Here is a 21,927-nt window from a genome sequence, read left to right as displayed (position 1 = left end):
AGCTCCCGGTCCGGTCTTAAGCTTCGCGGAACCGGTACCCGACTCCGTAAAGCGTTTCGATCATTTCGAAGTCATCGTCGACGGCCTTGAACTTCTTGCGCAACCGCTTGATGTGGCTGTCGATGGTGCGGTCGTCGACATAGACCTGCTCATCATAGGCCGAATCCATCAACGCATCACGGCTTTTTACCACGCCGGGGCGCTGCGCCAATGAGTGCAGGATGAGAAATTCGGTAACCGTCAGCGTCACCGGCTCGCCCTTCCAGGTGCAGGTGTGGCGTTCCTGGTCCATGACCAACTGGCCGCGCTCGAGCGAACGGGCCTGCTGGCTGGGCGCCTTTGCCGCAGCTTCGCGGGCACTGGCACGGCGCAGCACGGCGCGCACCCGCTCGACCAGCAGGCGCTGCGAGAACGGTTTGCGGATGAAATCGTCGGCGCCCATCTTGAGGCCGAAAAGCTCATCGATCTCGTCGTCCTTCGAGGTCAGGAAGATCACCGGCAGGTCGGACTTCTGCCGCATCCGGCGCAGCAGCTCCATGCCGTCCATGCGTGGCATCTTGATGTCGAGGATGGCGAGATTCGGCGGCCGCGCCGCCAGGCCTTCCAGCGCCGACGCTCCATCCGTGTAGGTCTCGACGCGATACCCCTCGGATTCGAGGGCGATCGAGACCGACGTCAGAATGTTGCGATCGTCATCGACAAGCGCGATTGTTGCCATTTCAAGCGGCTCCCTCATGAGCTGTCCCTTCTGTCTTAGAGAAGGGGCTTTTGCAGGACAAATTAGGTACAAAATGTGGCACAGGCTCCATCCGCTGTCGCGGACGGCTTGCCGGCGGCCCCATCGGAACCTCTACACGGATTGGACGAACACTGTGTGCCAATCCTTTGGGCAACCACTGTGATTTTTTGCACATATAAACGATTTAAACAACTTTCAAATTTTTTAAATCGATTAATGATTTGATATCATTCGGGTTTTCTGGTTCTGACCGTCTCAGCCACCTCGCGGGCATGCCGGAAATACGTCGGCAAACTGCGGCGAATCCAGAAGAAGGGACCCTTGATGTCGGAAGTCGGCAAACGCAACTCCGCCTGCGCGATCGATCGTATCGGCCTGAAAACCACCGGCACGGTTCATTATAATTTTGGTGCGGCCGCCCTTTACGAGGACGCGATCCGCCGTGGCGAGGCCAGGTTGACCGCCGGCGGCGCGCTGCTTGCCGAGACCGGCCAGCACACCGGCCGCTCGCCCAAGGACAAGTTTGTCGTGCGCGACGGCGCCACCGAGGCCCACATCTGGTGGGACAACAACAAGGCGATTTCGCCGGCCCAGTTCGAGACGCTGTTCGCCGATTTCCTTGTCCACGCCGCGGACAAGGATCTGTATGTGCAGGATCTCGTCGGCGGCGCCGATGCCGATCTGAAGCTGCCGACGCGGGTCATCACCGAATTCGCCTGGCACTCGCTGTTCATCCGCAACCTGCTCATTCGCCCCGATGCGGCCGAGCTTGAACAGTTCATGCCGGAGATGACGATCATTGACCTGCCGTCCTTCCGCGCCGATCCGGCCCGCCACGGCAGCCGCACCGAAACGGTGATTGCGGTCGACCTGATCCGCAAGATCGTGCTGATCGGCGGCACCTCCTATGCCGGCGAAATGAAGAAGTCGGTGTTCACCATGCTGAACTACCTCTTGCCGGCCAAGGGCGTCATGCCGATGCACTGTTCGGCCAATGAGGGACCGGCCGGCGACGCGGCGATCTTCTTCGGGCTTTCCGGCACCGGCAAGACGACGCTGTCGGCCGATCCGTCACGTACGCTCATCGGCGACGACGAGCATGGCTGGGGGCCGCACGGCATCTTCAATTTTGAAGGCGGCTGCTACGCCAAGACGATCCGGCTGTCGGCCGAAGCCGAGCCGGAGATCTTTGCCACCACGCAGCGTTTCGGCACGGTGCTGGAAAATGTCGTGCTCGACGCAAACCGCGTGCCGGACTTCAATGACGGCCGGCTGACCGAAAACACGCGCTGCGCCTATCCGCTCGACTTCATCCCCAACGCCTCGAAGACCGGGCGCGCCAGCCACCCCAGGAACATCATCATGCTGACCGCCGATGCTTTCGGCGTCATGCCGCCGATCGCCCGGCTGACCCCGGCGCAGGCGATGTATCATTTCCTCTCCGGCTACACGGCCAAGGTGGCCGGCACCGAAAAGGGCGTGACCGAACCTGAAGCAACGTTCTCGACCTGTTTCGGCGCGCCGTTCATGCCGCGCCATCCCAAGGAATATGGCAATCTGCTGCGCGAGCTGATCGCCCGCCACGACGCCGATTGCTGGCTGGTCAACACCGGCTGGACCGGCGGCGCCTACGGCACCGGCAAGCGCATGCCGATCAAGGCGACGCGCGCCTTGCTGGCCGCCGCTCTCGACGGTTCGCTGAAGGTGGCCGGCTTCCGCACCGATGCCAATTTCGGCTTCGAGGTGCCGGCGGCCGTTCCGGGCGTCGACAGCGCCATTCTCGACCCGCGTTCGACCTGGGCCGACAAGGCTGCCTATGACCGCCAGGCAGCAAGGCTGGTCGGCATGTTCGCCGTCAACTTCGAGAAATTCGAAAGCCATGTCGATGCCGTCGTGCTCGGTGCCGCGCCGCGTCTGCAGGAGGCTGCGGAGTAATCGCGACGTCGCTCTCGGCAAATCGTTGAAAGGCCCGGTCCCGATCGGGCCTTTTCTTTTTCGGTCCGCCGCGCCATGACTGCGGCATGCCGATCGACGACATCATCATTGCCGACGAAGCCGTGATCCATCAGGGCGACCTGCACGAGGATTTCATCCGCTCGTCCGGTCCCGGCGGCCAGAACGTCAACAAGGTGGCCACCGCCGTGCAGTTGCGCTTCGACGCCGCCAATGCGGCCGGCCTGTCAGAGCGCGTACGCGCACGCACCATCAAGCTTGCCGGCCAGCGCGCCACCAAGGACGGCGTCATCGTCATCGAGGCCGGGCGCTTCCGCACCCAGGAGCAGAACCGGGCCGATGCCCGGGCAAGGCTGACGGCACTGGTCGCCAAGGCCGCCGAACCACCGCCGCCGCCGCGCAAGAAGACCAGGCCGTCGAAAGGCGCGGTGGAGCGGCGTCTGAAGAGCAAGGCCGGGCGCGGCACGATCAAGAAGCTGCGCGGCCGGGTAGAGAACGATTAAGCGCCGGACGGATGTAGTCCGCCGGCGATGCCTGACCGAAACCGGTCCTGATTGACAGACGGCGGCTTTCGGGTCGCCGTTTTCGTCTGGCGGTGGCATTGTCGGCAAGATCAATTAGGTGAAGCGTCCAGTCCCATGCTCGTTCTGCCCAAAGGCGTCCGCCATATGCCTGGCTATTTGCCCCGCGCGGCGCAGGAAGCGCTGGTCGAAGAGGTCAGGAAGGCGGTGCAGCAGGCGCCGCTGTTCGTGCCGGCGATGCCGCGCACCGGCAAGGAGATGAGTGTGCGCATGACCAATTGCGGCTCGCTCGGCTGGGTCACCGACAAGGAACTGGGATATCGCTATCAGCCGACGCATCCGCTGACCGCAGAGCCATGGCCGCCGATCCCCGACGCGCTGATGCAATTGTGGCAGGAGGTCGCCGCCTATCCGCATCCGCCGGAGGCGTGCCTGGTCAATTTCTATACGCAGGATGCCAAGATGGGCCTGCACCAGGATCGCGACGAAGCCGATTTCTCGGCCCCGGTGGTTTCCGTTTCGCTCGGCGACGACTGCCTGTTCCGGGTCGGCCAGACGACGCGCGACGGCGGCACCAAATCGTTCAGACTGAAAAGCGGCGATGTCGTCGTGCTCGGCGGTGAAGGCCGGCTCTGCTTCCACGGCGTCGACCGCATCTACCCGTCGACCTCGGCGCTGCTGAAGAATGGCGGCCGCATCAATCTGACGCTGCGGCGGGTGACGAAGGCGGGTTAGAGCAATTCCAGGAAAAGTGTGAGGCACTTTTCCGTCCGGAAGTCAAAACAGAGAGGTAGAGCGGTTCGCCGCTCTAGCATCGTCGCGAACAAGGACCCTCAACGTATCGTCCTCGGCGATCTGCCGATAGCCTTGCATGAAGCGGGTGAAATCCTGCCGGCCGGAAAGCTCGTTTAACCACAAGATGTCCGCTTTCTGCACGATCACCAGCGATGGCCGTTTGCTTTCGAGTTGGGCAAGCTTGTCATCAATGTAGCGATCGGTGATATGCCGGTAGTGTTCGGCCGCCGCCTGATTGCCGCTTTGCGCCTCGACCTGCGCGAAATAGGTGGCGAATCCGCCCAGCCAATCGCTGCAGTAGATCGAGATCCAGCTCCCGCCGACCATCCGCGTCAGCGGATGGCCCGCGGCAATGTCCGACCCTATGAGCGCGACCGTCGGATGGTTGACCGCGGCCTTTATCGTGGCGACGAAATCGGCACCGGGTTTCTGGCTGGGCCAGAAGGGGACGGCATTGGCCAGAATGGTGGTGGCAAGCAAAAGCATGCGCGCCAACCCCATGCCCGTTCCCGATGGCGACTGCCTCGCCGGGTCGATCTGGACGGCTCTGAGCAGCAACGCCGCGGCCATCAGGCTGATCGCCGGGAATGCATGATAGGGCCAGCCCTTGGCCTGGTAGACGAGAGGCACCGTGGCCGCCAATGACGCCAGGACGAACACCATGATCAGCGGCGACAGAGCGAGGCCCGGGCGAAGCAGACGCAGCATGTAGAGTGCGACAAGATAGGCCGGTGCGTATTTGAGCAACAGCGCTTGCACGACCCGCAGCCGCATATAGGTGTCGGCCAGCACCGGGTAGATGGTGTTGAGGAACTCTGGATAGAAATACAGCACGGCTACGAGATAGGCGACGCAGACCAAACCGATGACCCAGTATTCGATGCAGAAGAGCGACCAGATCGACCGGCGCCGCCAGGCCACGTAAAGCGCCGGAACCAGCACCATCAGCGCATAATAGGGTTTCACAAGCACCAGTACGCTGCCGCAAAGGCCGGCCAGTACCGCTGTCGGCAAGCCCGGCGTGCGCCCTTCCGTCGGCGCGGCGCGCCAGGCCATCAACACCAGCAAAGGCAGAAACAGGGCGACTCCCAGATGCTCCCGCTCGCTGAAAGCATTGCCGGGAAGGATGATTAGCAGTGCCAGGAACAGCGGGAGCATCGAAAACAGGACACGGTTTCCGGCAAAGCCGGCCAAGCTGGCTATCCGCGCGGCAAAGCCGAGACCCAGCAGGCAGATCGCATAGGCATAGAGATGAATGACGACTTCCGGCGAAATGCCGAGCGCATGCGCCAGGGCCACGGTCGGCATGAACAGCCATGGCGTGAAAGGCGGATTGACTTCGAAGAGATCGACATAGAGTCGTGAGCCGGCAAGCACCTTCTCAGACATGGTGATTGCCCAACTGGTGTCGGGTATGACACCCCAGCGCATCTGCCAGGGCACGGCCGCCGCCAGCACGAGCAGGCAGAAGACCAGGGTCCGCGGCAGCGTTCGCGAGCTGCCCTGGGCCGAAGTCATGGCGGATCTCTCAACGACCGAAGAGCGGATCTCCGTACTCATCGGGCCGCCACGAAGACGAATCTGCGCAGGATGATGAAGTTCAGGACCGGAACCAGAATGGAAGCGATTGCCACTGGTACCAAGGGCGGCAGTCCGGCTACGTCGGCAAGGATCACGGCCAGCCCGACCGAGAGCAGAAATCCGAGCGCCGTGGCGCAGGCGAAGCGGACGATCTCGAAGCCAACCGCGCCGTCCGACATGAACGTTACGAAGCGATGTCCGCAATAGGAGAACACTGCGCCGGCGCCATAGCCGGCGATCGAGGCTATTGTCACCGGCATGCCGAAGCCATGCAGGGCCGAAAGTGCCAGGGTCAGCACGGCGTAGATCAGGGTCGATACGCCGCCGATCACGGCAAACCGCAGGATTCGCGCCGGCTCCGAACGGCCCATGGCCCAGCACCAGTAGCCGGGCAAAGGATCGTTGACCGCCTGGCGCACAGTCAACCGAACCGGCGTTCGTGCGTCGCAGGCGGCGTTTTTTTCGACGCCTGGAAATTGTTCATCGCGGCGATCGCTTCCTCGAAGCCGGTCAGCCGGTCCACGACGTAAAGCGGCCGCCGTTTCACCTCGGCATGAATGCCGCCAACGTAAAGGCCGATGACGCCGGTCATCAGCAGATTGATGCCCGACAGGAAGGAAATGATCACCACCGTCGATGTCCAGCCATGGACGACGCCGCTGACAAAAAGCCACGAAAACACCGCGTAGAGGCCGAGCAGGGCGGCAAGGCCGGAAATGGCCAGACCCGCCCACAGCGCCAGCCGCAGGGGCTTGTCGGAAAAGCTGACGATGCCGTGCACGGCCAGCCGCACCATCTTCCAGAACGGATATTTGGTTTCGCCTGCCGCCCGCATCGGCCTCTCGAATGGCACGGCGGTCTGCTTGAAGCCCATCCAGCCGAACATGCCGCGCACGAAGCGATCACGCTCGGGCATGCGTTTGAAGGTTTCCAGCGCCTTGCGCCCGATCAACCGGAAATCTCCGACGTCGCGCGGGATGTCGACGGAGGTCATCTTCTCGATCAGCCGGTAAAAGATACTGGCACTGGCCCGCTTGAACCAGGTTTCGCCCTCACGCCGGATGCGCCGCGCATAGACGATCTCGTAGCCTTCTTTCCATTTGGCGACGAGATCGAGCACCACCTCCGGTGGATCCTGCAGGTCGGCATCCATGACGATGACGGCCTCGCCGGCGGCCGCATCCATGCCGGCCGTGATGGCGATCTGGTGACCGAAATTGCGCGACAGCTCGATCAGCCTGAAGCGGTCATCCTCGGCTGCCATGCCGCGCAGGAAGATGACGCTGGTGTCGCGGCTGCCGTCGTCGACGAAAATTGCCTCGGCGCGACCGTCCAGCGCGTCCAGCAGCATGCCGATGCGCCGCACCAGCAGCGGCAGCACCGCTTCCTCGTTGAAGATCGGAATGACCAGGGAATAGACCGTGGCCTGGCGGCCCACGGCATCGCTCGCATTGATCACGGCTTGCTCCCGACCCGCTGGAATTGCAGCAAAAACTAGCCGGGATTGCCTAAGGTGCCGTTAACCCAGTCGTCACAGTTTCCTGAGCGCCACTTCCTCGACCAGGTGATTGGCGCCCTTGCGCAGGATGAGGTCGGCGCGCGCCCTCGTCGGCACGATGTTCTCGCGCAAATTTTTCAGGTTGATGTTGGCCCACAAGCCTTCCGCAATGGCGCGCGCGGCGTCTTCGGAAAGCTGCGAATAGCGGTGGAAGAAGGAGTCCGGATTGCGGAAGGCGGTCTCGCGCAGCCGCATGAAGCGGGCAATGTACCATTGATGGATCAGTCTTTCGTCGGCGTCGATATAGATGGCGAAGTCGAAGAAATCCGACAGGAACGGCACGATCTTGCCGTCCTTTGGCAATTTGCCGGGCTGCAGCACATTGATGCCTTCGAAGATCAGAATGTCGGGCCGGTCGATGGTGACGAACTCGCCGGGAATGACGTCATAGGTCAAATGCGAATAGACCGGCGCCTGCACATTACGCTGCGCCGATTTGATGCCCGACAGGAACCTGAGCAGTGCGCCGACGTCGTAGCTGTCGGGAAAGCCCTTGCGCTCCATCAGGTTTTCGCGCCGCAACACCTTGTTGGGTAAGAGAAAACCGTCGGTGGTGATGAGATCGACCTTTGGGCTCGACGGCCAGCGCGCCAGAAGCTCCTTCAGCACGCGCGCCGTGGTCGACTTGCCGACCGCGACCGAACCGGCAATGCCGATGATGAACGGCGTCTTGACCACATCCAGCGCGTTGAAAAAGGCCTGGCGCTGACGAAACAGCAGCTGGCTGGCCTCGACATGGGCCGACAGCAGCCGCGACAGCGACAGATAGATGCGCTTGACCTCTTCGAGGTCGACCGGATCGTTGAGCGAGCGCAGACGGTTGATCTCGTCTTCGCTCAGCGTCATCGGCGTGTCGGCGCGGAATTTCGACCATTGCTCGGCCGAGAAGAAACGATAGGGGGAATATTTCTCGGTCGGAGCGAGCTGGTCCATCGAGTTTCCTGCCCTCTAGGGCATGATGCCGAAAAGTGGGAAGCGGTTTTCGGGTGACATCATGCTCCCTCTATCAAAATTTAGAGACGGATTCAGATTTCAGGCCTCGGCCTGAAATCATCCGGCTCTAGCGGTCAACCCTTCGACCGCGAAGCCTTTTCGGCGACGCCCGAGCGGCCGGTGCGGCTCTCAAGCTCGCGCAGTACGTCCTCCAGCGGAACCTTCGCAATCCCAAGCACGACAAGCCAATGATACATAAGATCGGCACTTTCGGAAACGAGGGCTTTTTTGTCGCCTTTGACGGCGGCAATGACGGTCTCGACCGCCTCCTCGCCAAGCTTTTGCGCGGCCTTGTCCATGCCCTTGGCAAACAGTTTCGCCGTCCACGAGTCCGGGTCGCCGGACTGGGCGCGTTGGGCGATGATTGTCTCCAGCTCGGAGAGGGAGAATTCAGCCATGGCGCGTAGCAAGCCTTTCTTAGCCGGAAACGCTCTAGGGCCGATCGACTGACGAGTCCAGCCGCATCGGCAGCCCGGCCTTGGCCATATGCGCCTTGGCCTCGGCAATCGTGTAGGTGCCGAAATGGAAGATCGACGCCGCCAGCACGGCTCCGGCGTGGCCGTCGCGGATACCCTCGACCAGATGATCGAGCGTGCCGACGCCGCCCGACGCGATGACCGGCGCGCGCACGGCATCCGCGATCGCGCGGGTCAGCGCAATGTCGTAGCCGGCCTTGGTGCCGTCACGGTCCATCGAGGTCAACAGGATCTCACCGGCGCCACGATCGACCATTTTTCGCGCAAACTCGACCGCATCGATGCCGGTCTTTTCGCGGCCGCCATGGGTGAAGATCTCCCAGCGGTCGCTCTCGCCCGCGGCGGAAACCTTCTTGGCGTCGATGGCCACGACGATGCACTGATTGCCGAATTTGTCCGCTGCCTCGGCGACAAAATCCGGGTTCTTCACCGCCGCCGTGTTGATCGACACCTTGTCGGCGCCGGCCAGCAGCAGTTTTCTTATATCGGCGACCTGGCGCACGCCGCCGCCGACCGTCAGCGGCATGAAGCACTGTTCGGCGGTGCGGGCGACGACATCGAAGATGGTTTCCCGGTTGTCGGACGACGCGGTGATGTCGAGAAAGCAGAGCTCGTCAGCGCCGGCCGCGTCATAGGCTTTTGCCGCCTCGACCGGGTCGCCGGCATCGACCAGATCGACGAAATTGACGCCCTTGACGACGCGGCCGTTCTTGACATCGAGGCAAGGGATGACGCGGGCTTTCAGCATCAGCGCTTCTCCATCGTCGCCAGCAACTCGGTAAGCAACTCGCCGACCAGCGGCGGGACCTCGGCCTGGGCGTCGAAGGCCGGATCGTAGGCCGAGATGGTGATGCCGGAAATCGGCAGCAGTCCGGCCATGCCGCAGACCGCCTGGCGCAGCTGTTTCGGCTCCGGGCCACCCGGCGTGGTGTAACGGTTGGCCTGCAACGCCTCGGGATCGTGCACGTCGAGATCGAGATGCAGGTGCACCCGCTTTGCGTCCGGTGCCTTCAGCCTGCCGCAGGCCGTTGCCCAGTCCGGGCATTCGGCGCGGATGACCGGCAGTGTCTTCAACAGTTCCTGTTCGGCGGGGTCGAGGTCGCGCGCATTGACCAGCACACAGCGGGCCGGATCGATCGGTTTGAAGCCGGGGATGGAAGAGGCCATCGGCTTCCAGCACAGGCCCAGGACCGTCGCCAGCGCCATGCCGTCGAGAAAGCCGTAGACGGAGGTTTCGGGCGTGTTGAGGTCGCCATGCTGGTCGGCCCAGATGATCGCATCGGCGTCTTCGCCGGCGACCGCACCGGCCGATGTCAGACAGTTACCTGCCAGCACGATCGGAAAGTGGCCGCGGTCCAGGGCGATGCGGACCTCGCCGCAGACGGCATTGCAGACCGCAAAGCCGGTTGCGATCTCGCGCTCCTGCTCGTCGCCGACCCTGCCGATATCGGTGACGGCCACGTCATGCCCGGCCAATGTCAGCGCATCGACGAGCCCGCCAGAAATCAGCGCGTCCGGTCCCTGGCCCATGCCGCCGTGATAGTGGCCGCTGTCATAGGGGGCCAGAATGATGGAGATTTTCACTTGCCGGTCTCCATTGCCTTGCCTTGCAGCACCGCCAGCGCCTCAGCCGGGTCGATACGCCCGTCATAGAGCGCGCGGCCGGAGATGGCGCCTTCGAGCTTTTTCGCGTCTGGCATGGTCATGCGCACGATGTCGGCGATCGAAGCGAGCCCGCCCGAGGCGATGACCGGAATCGATACGGCCTCGGCGAGGTCGATCGTGGCATCCCAGTTGATGCCGGTCAAAACCCCGTCGCGGTCGATGTCGGTGTAGATGATGGCGGCGACGCCGGCACCCTCGAATTTCTGCGCCAGTTCGATGACGCCGAGGCTGGACGCTTCCGCCCAGCCCTCGACCGCCACCTTGCCGCCCTTGGCGTCGATGCCGACCGCGATCTTGCCGGGGAATTCCTTGCAGGCCTGCTTCACCAGGTCGGGATCGCGCACCGCCACGGTGCCGAGAATGACGCGCGCCAGCCCGCGGTCGAGCCAGTCCTCGATCTGCGCCAGCGTGCGGATGCCGCCGCCAAGCTGCACCGGGTTCTTCGTCGCCTTGAGGATGGCGCCGACCGCCGCGCTGTTGACGCTTTGGCCCTTGAAGGCACCGTTGAGGTCGACGACGTGCAGCCACTCGAAGCCCTGCTCCTCGAAGGCTTTGGCCTGCGCCGCCGGATCGTCATTGTAGATCGTCGCGGTCGCCATATCGCCGTGCTTCAGACGCACGCATTTGCCGTCCTTGAGGTCGATGGCGGGAAACAGGATCATGCGGCCTTGCGCTCCTGGAACGATTGGACGCCCGAATTGGCCTGTGGATCGCCGCGACCAGTCAAACGTCCGCGCCGCCCCTCATCCGCCTGCCAGCACCTTCTCTCCGTATAGGGACGGGGAGAAGGGAGCAGTTCCGGCCTCGTCGCCACGTTGAAATTTAGTGGAAACATCGAAGAAAGCGTCTTTCTCCCCGTCACTATACGGGGAGAAATGTCCGGCAGGACAATGAGCGGCAGCGCCAACGACCAGTGTGAATGGCTCATCAAGGTCTCCAGCGCAGGAAATTGGTGATCAGCGCCAGGCCGAGCGCCTGGCTTTTTTCGGGATGAAACTGCGTGCCAACGAGGTTGCCGCGGGCGACCGCAGCCGTTACCGGGCCGCCATAGTCTGCAACGGCCAGCACCTCGTCCGGCTTTGTCGCGTCAAGATGATAGGAATGGACGAAATAGGCGTGCAGGCCCTTGGGCCCGGTCGCAATGCCGGAAAACAGCGGGTGCTTGCGGTTGAGATCGATCGTGTTCCAGCCGATCTGGGGGATTTTCAGCGCCGGATCGGTCGGTGCGATCTCCTTGACGTCGCCGGCAATCCAGCCAAACCCCTTGGTCACGGTCTTTTCCAGGCCGCGCTGCGACATCAGCTGCATGCCGACGCAGATGCCGAGGAACGGCCGCGCCTTGGCGATCGCCACCTCCTCCACCGCTTCCCACATGCCGGCCACGCCGCGCAGGCCCGCCGCGCAATCGGCATAGGCGCCGACGCCGGGCAGCACGATGCGGTCGGCGCTGCGCACCCGTTCGGCATCGGCGGTAAGCTCGATGGCAGCCGCAATGCCGGCTTCATGCGCGGCGCGCTCGAAGGCCTTGGTGGCCGAGCGCAGATTGCCCGACCCGTAATCGATGATCGCAACCCGCATGTCAGCCTTTTCCCGGCGTATGGGTCAGCCCCAGCGTCAGGCCGGTCTGCGCCGGCCGGGCAAGACTGGCATCGGGCACGATGCGTGGCAGCGGCGCCTGTTCCTCCGCCTGCGCCTCCGCGTCCAGCGCCTGGCGGATGTCGGCGGCGTCAGGATTGTCGGCTTCGATCACGCCCCATTCATGCCAGCCCCGGCGCCGAAGCGCCGCGATGCGCAGCCCCTGGCCCTCCAGGCCGATATAGAGCGAGACCAGCAGCGACAGCGCCGAGCCTGCCCAATCAAGTCCCAGCCTTTGGCCGAGCAGCGAGATGAGGCCCATGGCGACGAAGGCGAGCGCGGCCTCGACCCACAGCCGGTGCCAGGCGAGCCACAGCGGCGCAAGCAGAAAAGCCAGCCAGGAAAACCCGTCGCGGACAAAAATGGTTGCGTCGGCCGCCTCGGTGCGGCCGCCCCCAGGTTCCATCACGACATAGATGGCCATCCGCCTACCCTTTCAGAGATCCCTTGGTGGAGGGAACCGCGTCCGGCTGGCGCTGGTCGCGCTCCAGTGCGAAACGCAGGGCGCGCGCCACCGCCTTGAAGCAGGTCTCGGCAATATGGTGGTTGTTGGCGCCATAGTGATTGGTGACATGCAGCGTGATGCCGGCATTCTGCGCCAGCGCCTGGAAGAATTCACGCACCAGTTCGGTGTCGAACGTGCCGATCTTCGGCGACGAGAAGGCGACGTTCCAGACCAGGAACGGCCGGCCGGAGACGTCGATCGCAGCGCGCGTCAGCGTCTCGTCCATTGCAAGGTCGATCGAGGCGTAGCGCATGATGCCGCGCCGCTCGCCCAGCGCCTTGGCCAGCGCTTGGCCGATCGCAATGCCGGTGTCCTCGACCGTGTGGTGGCCGTCTATGTGCAGGTCGCCCTTGGCCTTGACCGTGATGTCGATCAGCGAATGGCGCGACAGCTGGTCGAGCATATGGTCGAAGAAGCCGACGCCCGTCGACATGTCGGAGATACCGGTGCCGTCGAGATGGACCGAAACCGCGATCTCGGTTTCCTTGGTCTTGCGGCTGACTTCGGCGGAACGGGACGCCATGACCTTATCCTTGTCTTTGGGCAAACGACTGGGGGCGAAACGGAAAGACAATGCCTCCAAGCGCTCATTTGCTTGAAAACGAAAGCCTTCTAGCAGCATGATCCGGCGATTGCCAGTTGCGATGCGGATCGCTATCGCCGGTAGCGGAGGCGGTTTGCAATCACCCGCCCCATGCATACATATGGCCGATCGAAACCACTCGTACCGTGCCAATCGCCTTGTCGGGATCGCGCGAATCGGAGCTATAAATGTCGAATGAACTGACCATGCACGCCACGACCATCGTGACGGTGCGCAAGGGCAACAAGGTGGTGATCGCCGGCGATGGCCAGGTCAGCCTTGGCCAGACCATCATGAAAGGCAATGCCAAAAAGGTGCGCCGCATCGGCAAGGGCGGCAATGTCATTGCCGGTTTCGCCGGCGCCACGGCGGATGCCTTCACCTTGCTGGAGCGGCTGGAAGCCAAGCTCGAACAATATCCCGACCAGCTGACGCGCGCCTGCGTCGAGCTCGCCAAGGACTGGCGCACCGACCGCTATCTGCGCCGGCTGGAAGCGATGATGCTGGTGGCCGACAAGTCGGTCTCACTGGCGCTGACCGGCACCGGTGACGTGCTCGAGCCTGAATTCGGCGTCATGGCCATCGGCTCCGGCGGCAATTATGCACTCGCCGCCGCCCGCGCGTTGATGGACACCGACAAGGACGCCGAGGAGATCGCCCGCAAGGCGATGCAGATCGCCTCCGACATCTGCGTCTACACCAACAACAATTTCGCCATCGAAACGCTCGATGCCGCCTGAACCAGGCGTGCTCTATGATTTTCGACCGGTGACCGAGAAAGACCTGCCGATGATCGCCGGCTGGCTGGCGGAGCCGCATGTGGCGCAGTGGTGGGACGATCCGGCGACGGAAATCGCCGGTATCCGCGAAAACATCGACTCGATTTCCGTCGAGCCGCTGATCGTCGAGCTCGACGGCAAGCCGATCGCCTATCTGCAGAGCTACGATCCGCATCTGGAGGACGGTCATCCCTATGCCGACCAGCCTTTCGGCACGCTCGGCATCGATCTGTCGATCGGCGTGCCGGACCTTATCGGCAAAGGTCATGGCTCGGCGATCGTGAGGCAGTTCGTCGAACAGCTGTTCGAGGAAGGCGCGCCGCGCGTCATCATCGATCCGCATCCCGACAATGGCCGCGCCATCCGGGCCTATGAAAAGGCCGGATTCCGCGCCATTGATCGCAGGCACTCGGAATATGGGGACGTGGTGCTGATGGCCGTAGATGCCGAAGGCGACACGCAAGAGGGGGAATAACCTGATGACGACACGGGATAGGGACACGAATTACTCGGCCTACGAAGACAGCTGGCGGATGGGGCTTCTGCTCGTGCTCGCTCTGCTCATCTTCCAGGCGGGCGCGCTTTACGGCATGGGCCGCACGCCGATCTGCACCTGCGGCTACGTCAAACTCTGGCACGGGGTGGTGAACAGTTCGGAGAATTCCCAGCACATTTCCGACTGGTACACTTTCTCGCACATTATCCACGGCTTCCTGTTCTACGCCTTGGCCTGGTTCCTGTTTCCGCGCTCGCCGATCGGCCTGCGCCTGGCTTTTGCCGTTGTCATCGAGGGCGGCTGGGAGCTGCTGGAAAACAGCCCGTTCATCATCGAGCGCTACCGCGCCGGCACCATTTCGCTGGATTACTATGGCGACTCGATCATCAATTCGGTGTCCGACACACTGGCCATGGTGCTGGGATTTGTGATGGCGCGAAAGCTCCCTATATCAGTCGTCGTCGGCCTCGCCCTCATCTTCGAACTGGGCGTCGGCTATCTCATCCGGGACAATCTGACGCTCAACGTGATCATGCTGCTGCATCCGTTCGAGCCCATCAAGCAGTGGCAAAGTGGAATTTAGTGATATGACCACCTTCTCTCCCCGTGAAATCGTTTCGGAACTCGACCGCTTCATCATCGGCCAGAAGGACGCCAAGCGCGCCGTGGCCATCGCCTTGCGCAACCGCTGGCGCCGCCAGCAGCTGGAAGGCCAGATGCGCGAAGAGGTGATGCCGAAGAACATCCTGATGATTGGCCCGACCGGCGTCGGCAAGACCGAGATATCGCGCCGCCTGGCGCGGCTCGCTGGTGCGCCCTTCGTCAAGGTCGAGGCGACCAAATTCACCGAAGTCGGCTATGTCGGCCGCGATGTCGAGCAGATCATCCGCGACCTCGTCGAGATCGCCATCGGCCTGGTGCGCGAAAAGATGCGCGAGGACGTCAAGGCGCGCGCGCACATCAATGCCGAGGAACGCGTGCTGGAGGCCCTTGTCGGCAAGACGGCAAGCCCGGCGACCCGCGACAGCTTCCGCAAGAAGCTGCGCGACGGCGAGCTCGACGACAAGGAGATCGAGATCGAAGTTGCCGACACCGGCACTGGCGGCATGCCCGGCTTCGAGATCCCCGGCATGCCGGGCGGCAGCGTTGGCGTGCTCAACATCAACGACATGCTGTCGAAGGCGATGGGCGGCAAGAAGACCAAGGCGCGCAAGACGACGGTGAAGGAGTCCTACGCGCTGCTGGTCAACGACGAGTCCGACAAGCTGCTCGACCAGGACGAGGTGGTGCGCCGGGCGCTGGACGCGACGGAAAACGACGGCATCGTCTTCCTCGACGAGATCGACAAGATCGCCTCGCGCGAAGGCGGCATGGGCGCCGGCGTTTCGCGCGAAGGCGTGCAGCGCGACCTGCTGCCGCTGATCGAGGGCACGACTGTGGCGACAAAATACGGGCCGTTGAAGACCGACCACATATTGTTCATCGCCTCGGGCGCGTTCCATGTCTCGAAGCCGTCCGACCTATTGCCGGAACTGCAGGGCCGCCTGCCGATCCGCGTCGAACTGCGAGCGCTGGAAAAGGACGATTTCGTCCGCATCCTCACCGAGACCGAGGCCAGCCTGATCAAGCAGTATATCGCGCTGATGAAGACCGAGGGCGTCGACCTGACCTTCACCGACGACGCCATCGATTCGCTGGCCGGCATCGCCGTCGACCTCAACGCCAGCGTCGAAAACATCGGCGCAAGGCGGCTGCAGACGGTGATGGAGCGCGTGCTGGACGAGATCTCCTACGATGCGCCGGACCGCAACGGCACCAGCGTCACCATCGACGCCGCCTATGTGGAAAAGCATGTCGGCGACCTCTCCAGAAACACAGATTTGTCGCGATTCATCCTTTAAACGAGGGCGCCGGATCAATCCGGCGCCGGTAGAGCGCCGCGCGTCCTTCGGGCGCGCAAAGGTCGCTCTAACAGTATTGAATCGACGCATCGGACTTTCCAAAAATCAGTTCCGATTTTTTGGGCCGATGCTTCGGCAACAATTTCCGGCAAACAACATTATGTGTGGCCGGATGGTATCATGCGGCCACCTTTCGTCTTGCCGCGTGACGGGGCGCTCTCGACTCAACCCGGAGCACTACCCTAGTTTGCGCGGCATTATTGCAGGCGGCGGCGCATGAAAAAACTGATCCTGATCATTCTCGGCTTGACGCTGGCGGCGACGCTGTTCGCCGCCGCGGCAACATTGGTGCCGGCAGGCAACCGCAACGTCGTGCAGCCCGACATACCCGGGGCGTCGAGCCGTCGCACCCAGGCCACCAACACCACGTTCCAGGCCAAATACCGCAAGGTGTACGACCTGCTGCAGAGTGACGCCGAACTGCGCGCCAAGATCAAGAAGGCGGCCGCCGCTTACGGCATCGACCCCTTGCACATCGTCGGCGCCATCGTCGGCGAACACACCTACAATGTCGACGCCTACGACCGGCTGCAGACCTATTATGTCAAGGCGATCTCCTACCTCTCCAGCAAGCTGTCCTTCGCCTATGACGGCGAGGACATCACCGATTTCGTGCAGCGGCCGGAATTCAAGAAATGCACGATGTCCGACAGCTACGATCTGTGGGAATGCCGTGAGCAGGTGTGGAACCACTCTTTCCGCGGCAAGACCGTCGGCGGCACCAGCTTTCCCAACGACCGCTTCGGCGCCACCTTCTTCCAGCCTTATTATGCCGGCCAGACCTTTGGCCTCGGCCAGCTCAACCCGCTGACCGCGCTGCAGATGAGCGATCTCGTCCACAAGGTTTCGGGACTGCCCGAGCTCGATGTCGGCGATCCGAATGGCGTCTACAAGACCATCATGGATCCGGACCTGACGCTGCCCTACGTCGCGGCGACGATCAAGAAATCGATCGACGCCTACAAGAGCATTGCCGGCTTCGACATTTCGGGCAATCCGGGGCTCACCGCAACACTCTACAATGTCGGCAATCCCGAGCAGCGCGCCTATGCGCTGAAGGCCGAGAACGACAAGCGCCGCGCCGCCGGCGAGCCGGTGAAATTGCCGGAAGAGAATTATTACGGCTGGCTGGTCAACGACAAGCTGGACGAGCTGAAGGCGCTGTTTTAGAGGCGCCCAGGGTTCGTGACCTGTTGCGTGGAAGTTGAACCTTTTCAATAGGTCTGCGCCGCCCCTCATTGCCCTGCCGGGCATTTCTCCCCGTATAGTGACGGGGAGAAAGACGCTTTCGTCGATGCTTCGCCAATTTTCAACGAGGCGCCGAGGGCCGCGACAGCTCCCTTCTCCCCGTCGCTATACGGGGAGAAGGTGCCGGCAGGCGGATGAGGGGCGGCGCAACCCCTGACGACTATGTCATTCAGGCCGCCAGCAGCGACTTCAGCTTCACATCCTGCGATCCCAGCGCTTCCGGCGCCGGTTTTACCCGCTTGGCGATCAGCATCTCGGCCAGCCGGATGTCGCGCGCCACCGCATTGCCGGGACCGATACCACTCGCCGCCACCAGCCGGCCATCGTCGGCCAAATGAAACAGGATGAAGGCACCATCGTCGAGGTCGCGGCGCACCGTGCTTTTGCCCTCGTCGGAAAGTCCGGCAATCTGCAGGCTGAGCCCATACTGATCCGACCAGAACCACGGCACCGCGGCATGCGCCTCGTCGGCGCCCAGCATGTTCCTCGCTGCCAGCGCACCCTGTTCCTGGGCATTGCGCCAGGCCTCCAGCCGCACGCGGCGGCCAGCATAGACAGCGAGCGGAAACGAACAACAGTCGCCGGCGGCAAAGATGTCCGGGTCACCAGTGCGCAGCGTGGCGTCGACGGCGATGCCATTGTCGATGGTCAGACCCGCTTCGACGGCAAGCCCGGTGACCGGCACGGCGCCGATGCCGATGACGGCCAGATCGGCAACGATCTCTTGTCCGTCGGCGAGCGCAATGCACACCTCGGTGCCATCGTCGGCGATGGCTGCGATACCCAGATCGGTGAGAATGGTCGCGCCTTCGGCCTCATGCGCCTTATGGATGATCTCGGCGATCTCCGCCGGCACACCGCGCATCAGGATGCGCGGCTGCGCCTCGATGACGGTGACCGCAGCCCCGAGCTTGCGCGCCGCCGCGGCGAGTTCGAGGCCGATAAAGCCGCCACCAATGATGGCGATACGGTTTGCGGGGTTGAGGTGACTGCGAATGGCGAGTGCGTCGGCAAATGTGCGAAGGTAGACGCAGCGCTCACCCAACCCCGGCATCGGCAGCCTGCGGGGTGTCGAGCCTGTCGCCAGCAGCAGCTTTCCGTAGGGCAGGACCGAACCGTCCGACAGCCACACCGCATGTGCCGCACGGTCGATCGTCACCGCCTGGACCGAATGCATGTGCCGGATCGATTTCTCGGCCAGCATTGCGTCGCTGGCGATCGCCTTGATCTCGGGCGCATAGCTGACCATTGCGTCTTTCGACAAAGGGGGCCGCTCATAGGGCAGATGCGGCTCGTCACCGACCAGCGTCACCGGCCCGTCATAGCCGAGCTCGCGCAATGCCAGCGCTGCCCGCCCGCCACATTCGCCGGCGCCGATGATGACCATCCCGCGCGTCATATCAGTCATCCGATCTGGATCAGCACTTTGCCGGCCTCGACCTTGACCGGGTAGGTCGCGAGATTGACGCAGACCGGCGCGCCGCACGCGGCCCCGGTCTTGTAGTTGAAGCGGCCATTATGCTTGGGGCATTCTATGATGTCGTCCATCACCAGCCCGTCGGCCAGATGCACCTTTTCATGCGTGCACAGGCCATCGGTGGCGAAATAATCATCGTCGGGGCTGCGATAGATGGCGAAGGTACGCCCGCCATGATCGAAGCGCATCACATCTTCTTCGTCGATGTCGCCCGCGGCGCAGGCTTCGACCCAGTCGCTCATTTTTTCTCTCCAAAAGCAATTCCAGGAAAGTGCGTAGCGGTTTTCCGTCCGGAATTGCGTCAAAATAAAAGTCCAAACCGGATCGTCATTCCGCCGCGGCGGCGACGGCATCGTTGTGGAATTCGTCGCGGTACGGCCTGGCGGTCGGTGGCAATTCGCGCTTGAGGAAATAGTCCTCGTTGCGCAACTGGCGCAGCAAAGCCGGGATCATCTCGCGATAGCCGGCCAGGATCGACGGCGTCGGCGCCGGCAGATCGTGCTTGATCAGCGCATGCAGCCTGGGCAGCGCGTGATAGGGCACCATCGGGAACATGTGGTGTTCGACATGGTAATTCATGTTCCAGTAGATGAAACGGCTGATCGGGTTCATCAGCACCGTGCGGCTGTTCAGGCGGTGGTCGACGACATTGTCGGCGAGGCCGCCATGCTGCAGCAGGCCGGTCATGACGTGATGCCAGGCGCCATAGAGGCGGGGCAGGCCGATCAGCATCAGCGGCAGCCAGGAATGCAGGTAGAGGGCCAAGCTGATGGTCGCGATGTAGATGGCGAGCCATATGCGGGCCACACGGATCGCCTTAGGCTGCTCCTGCTCGGGAATGAAGGTTTTTTCGGCGGCGCTGATGACGCCGGCGGCATTGCGCACCATGTCGGTCATCGCATGCCAGGCGTCGAGAATGCCGAAGAAGTTGAGCACCACGCGCAAAAGGTCCGGCGGCCGCATGACGGCGATTTCGGGATCGCGGCCGACGATGATGGTGTCGGTGTGGTGACGCGTGTGGCTCCAGCGCCAGGTCACCGGGTTGCGCATGATCATGAAGCAGGCGAGCTGGTAGACGGCATCGTTCATCCACTGCGTGCGGAAGGCGGTGCCGTGGCCGCATTCGTGCCAGCGCGAATCGGTCGAAGAGCCGTAGAGCACGCCATAGACGAAGAAGAACGGCACGCACCACCAGCTGCCCCAGAACCAGGCGCCGCCGGCGGCACTCAGGATCAGCGCGGCGAGCCAGATCGCGGTGTCGCGGATCGCCGGACCATCGGAGCGCTGCATCAGCTCCTTCATCTGCTTGCGCGGAATGTCGGTGTGATACCAATCGGCCGCCGAAAGTCCGGTCTCGACGGCGAGTTGAGCGTCGCGGCCAATCAGGCTGTAGTCCCGCCGGGACGGTGTTGCGGTCATGATTGCCTCCCACGGCAAACGGCGTTCGCTCCAGCGAATGCCAGCCTGGCTTCGAGCGTGAAAATAACGCCGACGCATGATAGACTCAACATCACAAAGATAGTTTCTATCATTTCCTATCAGAATGATGTAGCGTGCTTCGGAGGAATCCAACGAGGCGAGCATGGCCAAGCGACCGACCATCACCGACCTGGCGCGCATTTCCGGCGTCAGCGTTGCCACGGTGGATCGCGTGCTCAACAGCCGCCTGCCGGTGCGCGAGGAAACGGCGCGCCGCGTCTATGAGGCGGCGACCGAGATCGGCTACCACGCTGCCGGCCTGATCAAGCAACGGCTGCGCCATGAGCTGCCGGAGTACAGGCTGGGCTTTCTGCTGCTCCGCGGCAATTACGTCTTCTACAGCGCGTTCGCGCATGAGCTCGAGCTGGCTGTGTCGCAATCGCCGCGCTTCCGAGGCGTCGCCATGATCGACTTTGCCGATTCGCTCGCCCCCGACGAGATCGTCGAGCGCGCGCGCAAGCTGGGCTCCAAATGCCGGGCCGTCGCTTTGGTCGGACCCGATCACCCGACAGTGACGGTCGCCGTCGAGGAGATGAAGGCCAAAGGCCTGCCGGTCTTCTCTCTGCTGTCCGACTTCGCCGCCGGGATTCGCGAGGGCTATGTCGGCCTCGACAACCGCAAGGTCGGCCGCTCCGCGGCATGGATGATTTCTAAGGCGGCCAAGCGCCCGGGCAAGGTCGCGCTGTTCGTCGGCAGCCACCGGTTCCATGGCCATGAACTGCGCGAGATCGGCTTTCGCTCCTTCTTCCGCGAACAGGCCCCGGAATTCACCTTGCTGGAAACACTGGTCAATCTCGAAGCCAACGAGATTACCCAGGGCACGCTGGTCAATCTTCTCGGCAGCCACCCCGATCTCGTCGGCTGCTATGTCGCCGGCGGCGGCATGGAAGGCGCGGTCGCGGCGCTGAGGCAAGCAAAGCCCACCGAAATGCCGGCCGTCATCTGCAACGAGATCACGGCGGTGTCGCGCGCGGCTTTGGCGGACGGCATCTTGACCATGGTGATCTCGACACCGCTGGCGGCACTCAGCCGCGAACTGGTCGACCTGATGGCCCACGCCATCGAGACGGGCGCCGCCAACGCGCCAGGCCAGACGTTTTTGCCGTTCGATATTTATCTGCCGGAGAATATCTAGCGTTCGCAACGTTGGCGATTGGCCGGAACATTCACGCCTTCGTCGTCCACGGGCGGAGCGAGGAGCGTAGCGACACAGCGCAGACCCGAGGATCCATGCCGCGACGTCCGTGCGATGCCACGGTGCAGAACTGACTCTGGTGAGCGCGACCTTCATTCTGGGCCGCTGTGCCCCTCGCCGCCGTCGCGGCATGGATCCTAGGGTTTCCGCGACGTCGCTTCGCGCTCACTCCGCCCTAGGATTGTTTGAGAAGGATCTGGTAGTTTGGCGGCCGGGACTGCAGGCCCATCACAGCCTGCAGCCCCGGCGGCAGGCGACCGTCCCTAGGACCGGGTAAACACCCGACGT

25 protein-coding genes are annotated in these 21,927 nt (G+C 63.0%); 9 read left to right on the top strand and 16 right to left on the bottom strand.

Features of this window, described 5'->3' with window-relative positions; translation table 11 throughout:
• Positions 1-16: 16 nt before the first annotated feature.
• Positions 17-718, bottom strand: a complete 702-nt coding sequence (locus AC04SG_RS00125; protein ID WP_010912942.1) for a response regulator transcription factor — start codon at positions 716-718, stop codon at positions 17-19.
• Positions 719-1,063: 345 nt separating this feature from the next.
• Here AC04SG_RS00125 and AC04SG_RS00120 point away from each other — a divergent pair, with 345 nt between their 5' ends.
• The 3 genes from AC04SG_RS00120 to AC04SG_RS00110 all read left to right on the top strand — a co-directional run bounded on the left by AC04SG_RS00120 (position 1,064) and on the right by AC04SG_RS00110 (position 3,948).
• Positions 1,064-2,674, top strand: a complete 1,611-nt coding sequence (locus AC04SG_RS00120; RefSeq protein WP_488549426.1) for a phosphoenolpyruvate carboxykinase — start codon at positions 1,064-1,066, stop codon at positions 2,672-2,674.
• An 86-nt stretch (positions 2,675-2,760) separates the two neighbouring features.
• Entirely contained in the window at positions 2,761-3,195 is a 435-nt protein-coding gene (arfB, locus tag AC04SG_RS00115; RefSeq protein ID WP_112560029.1) for an alternative ribosome rescue aminoacyl-tRNA hydrolase ArfB, read from the top strand.
• Positions 3,196-3,330: 135 nt separating this feature from the next.
• Complete coding sequence (locus AC04SG_RS00110) at positions 3,331-3,948, top strand: alpha-ketoglutarate-dependent dioxygenase AlkB family protein (RefSeq protein ID WP_488549425.1); 618 nt, start codon at positions 3,331-3,333, stop codon at positions 3,946-3,948.
• A gap of 42 nt (positions 3,949-3,990) precedes the next feature.
• Here the strand turns inward: AC04SG_RS00110 and AC04SG_RS00105 are convergent, their stop codons facing one another.
• The 12 genes from AC04SG_RS00105 to hisB form a co-directional block, all read right to left on the bottom strand.
• Entirely contained in the window at positions 3,991-5,526 is a 1,536-nt protein-coding gene (locus tag AC04SG_RS00105; protein WP_488549424.1) for a hypothetical protein, read from the bottom strand.
• Positions 5,527-5,564: 38 nt separating this feature from the next.
• Positions 5,565-6,008, bottom strand: a complete 444-nt coding sequence (locus AC04SG_RS00100) for a GtrA family protein (RefSeq protein ID WP_488549635.1) — start codon at positions 6,006-6,008, stop codon at positions 5,565-5,567.
• 2 nt (positions 6,009-6,010) lie between these two features.
• Positions 6,011-7,048 carry a glycosyltransferase family 2 protein gene (locus AC04SG_RS00095; RefSeq protein ID WP_488549423.1) on the bottom strand — a complete coding sequence of 346 codons (1,038 nt, stop codon included), beginning with the start codon at positions 7,046-7,048 and terminating at the stop codon, positions 6,011-6,013.
• Between the two features lie 72 nt (positions 7,049-7,120).
• A complete protein-coding gene (gene coaA, locus AC04SG_RS00090; protein WP_488549422.1) occupies positions 7,121-8,080 on the bottom strand; it encodes a type I pantothenate kinase in 960 nt (319 codons plus the stop codon).
• A gap of 134 nt (positions 8,081-8,214) precedes the next feature.
• Positions 8,215-8,538 (bottom strand): phosphoribosyl-ATP diphosphatase, encoded by a 324-nt coding sequence (locus AC04SG_RS00085; RefSeq protein WP_488549421.1) that lies wholly within the window; start codon positions 8,536-8,538, stop codon positions 8,215-8,217.
• Positions 8,539-8,572: 34 nt separating this feature from the next.
• Positions 8,573-9,367, bottom strand: coding sequence for an imidazole glycerol phosphate synthase subunit HisF (gene hisF / locus AC04SG_RS00080; RefSeq protein ID WP_185970392.1), 795 nt, complete (start codon positions 9,365-9,367; stop codon positions 8,573-8,575).
• The gene (locus tag AC04SG_RS00075) at positions 9,364-10,200 is read right to left on the bottom strand and encodes an arginase family protein (protein ID WP_488549420.1); all 837 of its coding nucleotides are present in this window, start codon (positions 10,198-10,200) and stop codon (positions 9,364-9,366) included. The genes hisF and AC04SG_RS00075 overlap by 4 nt, the downstream gene beginning before the upstream one ends.
• Positions 10,197-10,943, bottom strand: coding sequence for a 1-(5-phosphoribosyl)-5-[(5-phosphoribosylamino)methylideneamino]imidazole-4-carboxamide isomerase (hisA, locus tag AC04SG_RS00070; protein WP_488549419.1), 747 nt, complete (start codon positions 10,941-10,943; stop codon positions 10,197-10,199). Before hisA ends, AC04SG_RS00075 begins: the two co-directional genes overlap by 4 nt.
• Entirely contained in the window at positions 10,940-11,209 is a 270-nt protein-coding gene (locus AC04SG_RS00065) for a hypothetical protein (protein WP_488549418.1), read from the bottom strand. The genes hisA and AC04SG_RS00065 overlap by 4 nt, the downstream gene beginning before the upstream one ends.
• Entirely contained in the window at positions 11,209-11,859 is a 651-nt protein-coding gene (hisH, locus tag AC04SG_RS00060; RefSeq protein WP_488549417.1) for an imidazole glycerol phosphate synthase subunit HisH, read from the bottom strand. The genes AC04SG_RS00065 and hisH overlap by 1 nt, the downstream gene beginning before the upstream one ends.
• Before the next feature lies 1 nt (position 11,860).
• The gene (locus AC04SG_RS00055) at positions 11,861-12,340 is read right to left on the bottom strand and encodes a DUF2628 domain-containing protein (RefSeq protein ID WP_488549416.1); all 480 of its coding nucleotides are present in this window, start codon (positions 12,338-12,340) and stop codon (positions 11,861-11,863) included.
• Positions 12,341-12,344: 4 nt separating this feature from the next.
• The gene (gene hisB / locus AC04SG_RS00050) at positions 12,345-12,944 is read right to left on the bottom strand and encodes an imidazoleglycerol-phosphate dehydratase HisB (RefSeq protein ID WP_488549415.1); all 600 of its coding nucleotides are present in this window, start codon (positions 12,942-12,944) and stop codon (positions 12,345-12,347) included.
• Positions 12,945-13,192: 248 nt separating this feature from the next.
• Here hisB and hslV point away from each other — a divergent pair, with 248 nt between their 5' ends.
• From hslV to AC04SG_RS00025, 5 genes are all read left to right on the top strand, one after another.
• Positions 13,193-13,744 (top strand): ATP-dependent protease subunit HslV, encoded by a 552-nt coding sequence (hslV, locus tag AC04SG_RS00045; RefSeq protein ID WP_192255382.1) that lies wholly within the window; start codon positions 13,193-13,195, stop codon positions 13,742-13,744.
• Entirely contained in the window at positions 13,734-14,258 is a 525-nt protein-coding gene (locus tag AC04SG_RS00040) for a GNAT family N-acetyltransferase (RefSeq protein ID WP_488549414.1), read from the top strand. Before hslV ends, AC04SG_RS00040 begins: the two co-directional genes overlap by 11 nt.
• A 4-nt stretch (positions 14,259-14,262) precedes the next feature.
• Positions 14,263-14,862, top strand: a complete 600-nt coding sequence (locus AC04SG_RS00035) for a DUF2585 domain-containing protein (RefSeq protein WP_192255378.1) — start codon at positions 14,263-14,265, stop codon at positions 14,860-14,862.
• Positions 14,863-14,866: 4 nt separating this feature from the next.
• The gene (hslU, locus tag AC04SG_RS00030) at positions 14,867-16,180 is read left to right on the top strand and encodes an ATP-dependent protease ATPase subunit HslU (RefSeq protein WP_112559913.1); all 1,314 of its coding nucleotides are present in this window, start codon (positions 14,867-14,869) and stop codon (positions 16,178-16,180) included.
• A gap of 276 nt (positions 16,181-16,456) precedes the next feature.
• Positions 16,457-17,410 carry a DUF1402 family protein gene (locus AC04SG_RS00025; protein WP_488549413.1) on the top strand — a complete coding sequence of 318 codons (954 nt, stop codon included), beginning with the start codon at positions 16,457-16,459 and terminating at the stop codon, positions 17,408-17,410.
• 247 nt (positions 17,411-17,657) lie between these two features.
• Here AC04SG_RS00025 and AC04SG_RS00020 read toward each other — a convergent pair whose 3' ends face one another.
• The 3 genes from AC04SG_RS00020 to AC04SG_RS00010 all read right to left on the bottom strand — a co-directional run bounded on the left by AC04SG_RS00020 (position 17,658) and on the right by AC04SG_RS00010 (position 20,384).
• The gene (locus AC04SG_RS00020; protein ID WP_488549412.1) at positions 17,658-18,896 is read right to left on the bottom strand and encodes an NAD(P)/FAD-dependent oxidoreductase; all 1,239 of its coding nucleotides are present in this window, start codon (positions 18,894-18,896) and stop codon (positions 17,658-17,660) included.
• Positions 18,893-19,207, bottom strand: a complete 315-nt coding sequence (locus AC04SG_RS00015; RefSeq protein ID WP_488549411.1) for a MocE family 2Fe-2S type ferredoxin — start codon at positions 19,205-19,207, stop codon at positions 18,893-18,895. Before AC04SG_RS00015 ends, AC04SG_RS00020 begins: the two co-directional genes overlap by 4 nt.
• A gap of 85 nt (positions 19,208-19,292) precedes the next feature.
• On the bottom strand, positions 19,293-20,384 hold the full coding sequence (locus AC04SG_RS00010) for a fatty acid desaturase family protein (RefSeq protein WP_488549410.1): 1,092 nt from the start codon (positions 20,382-20,384) through the stop codon (positions 19,293-19,295).
• A gap of 163 nt (positions 20,385-20,547) precedes the next feature.
• On the opposite strand from AC04SG_RS00010, the gene AC04SG_RS00005 reads away from it, so the two are divergent.
• The gene (locus AC04SG_RS00005) at positions 20,548-21,579 is read left to right on the top strand and encodes a LacI family DNA-binding transcriptional regulator (RefSeq protein ID WP_436257586.1); all 1,032 of its coding nucleotides are present in this window, start codon (positions 20,548-20,550) and stop codon (positions 21,577-21,579) included.
• Positions 21,580-21,927: the final 348 nt, after the last annotated feature.

This window comes from Mesorhizobium sp. CNPSo 4684, from assembly GCF_057784315.1.
The sequence above is the reverse complement of the archived record's forward strand: the minus strand, read 5'-3'. Positions and strand labels throughout refer to the sequence as shown.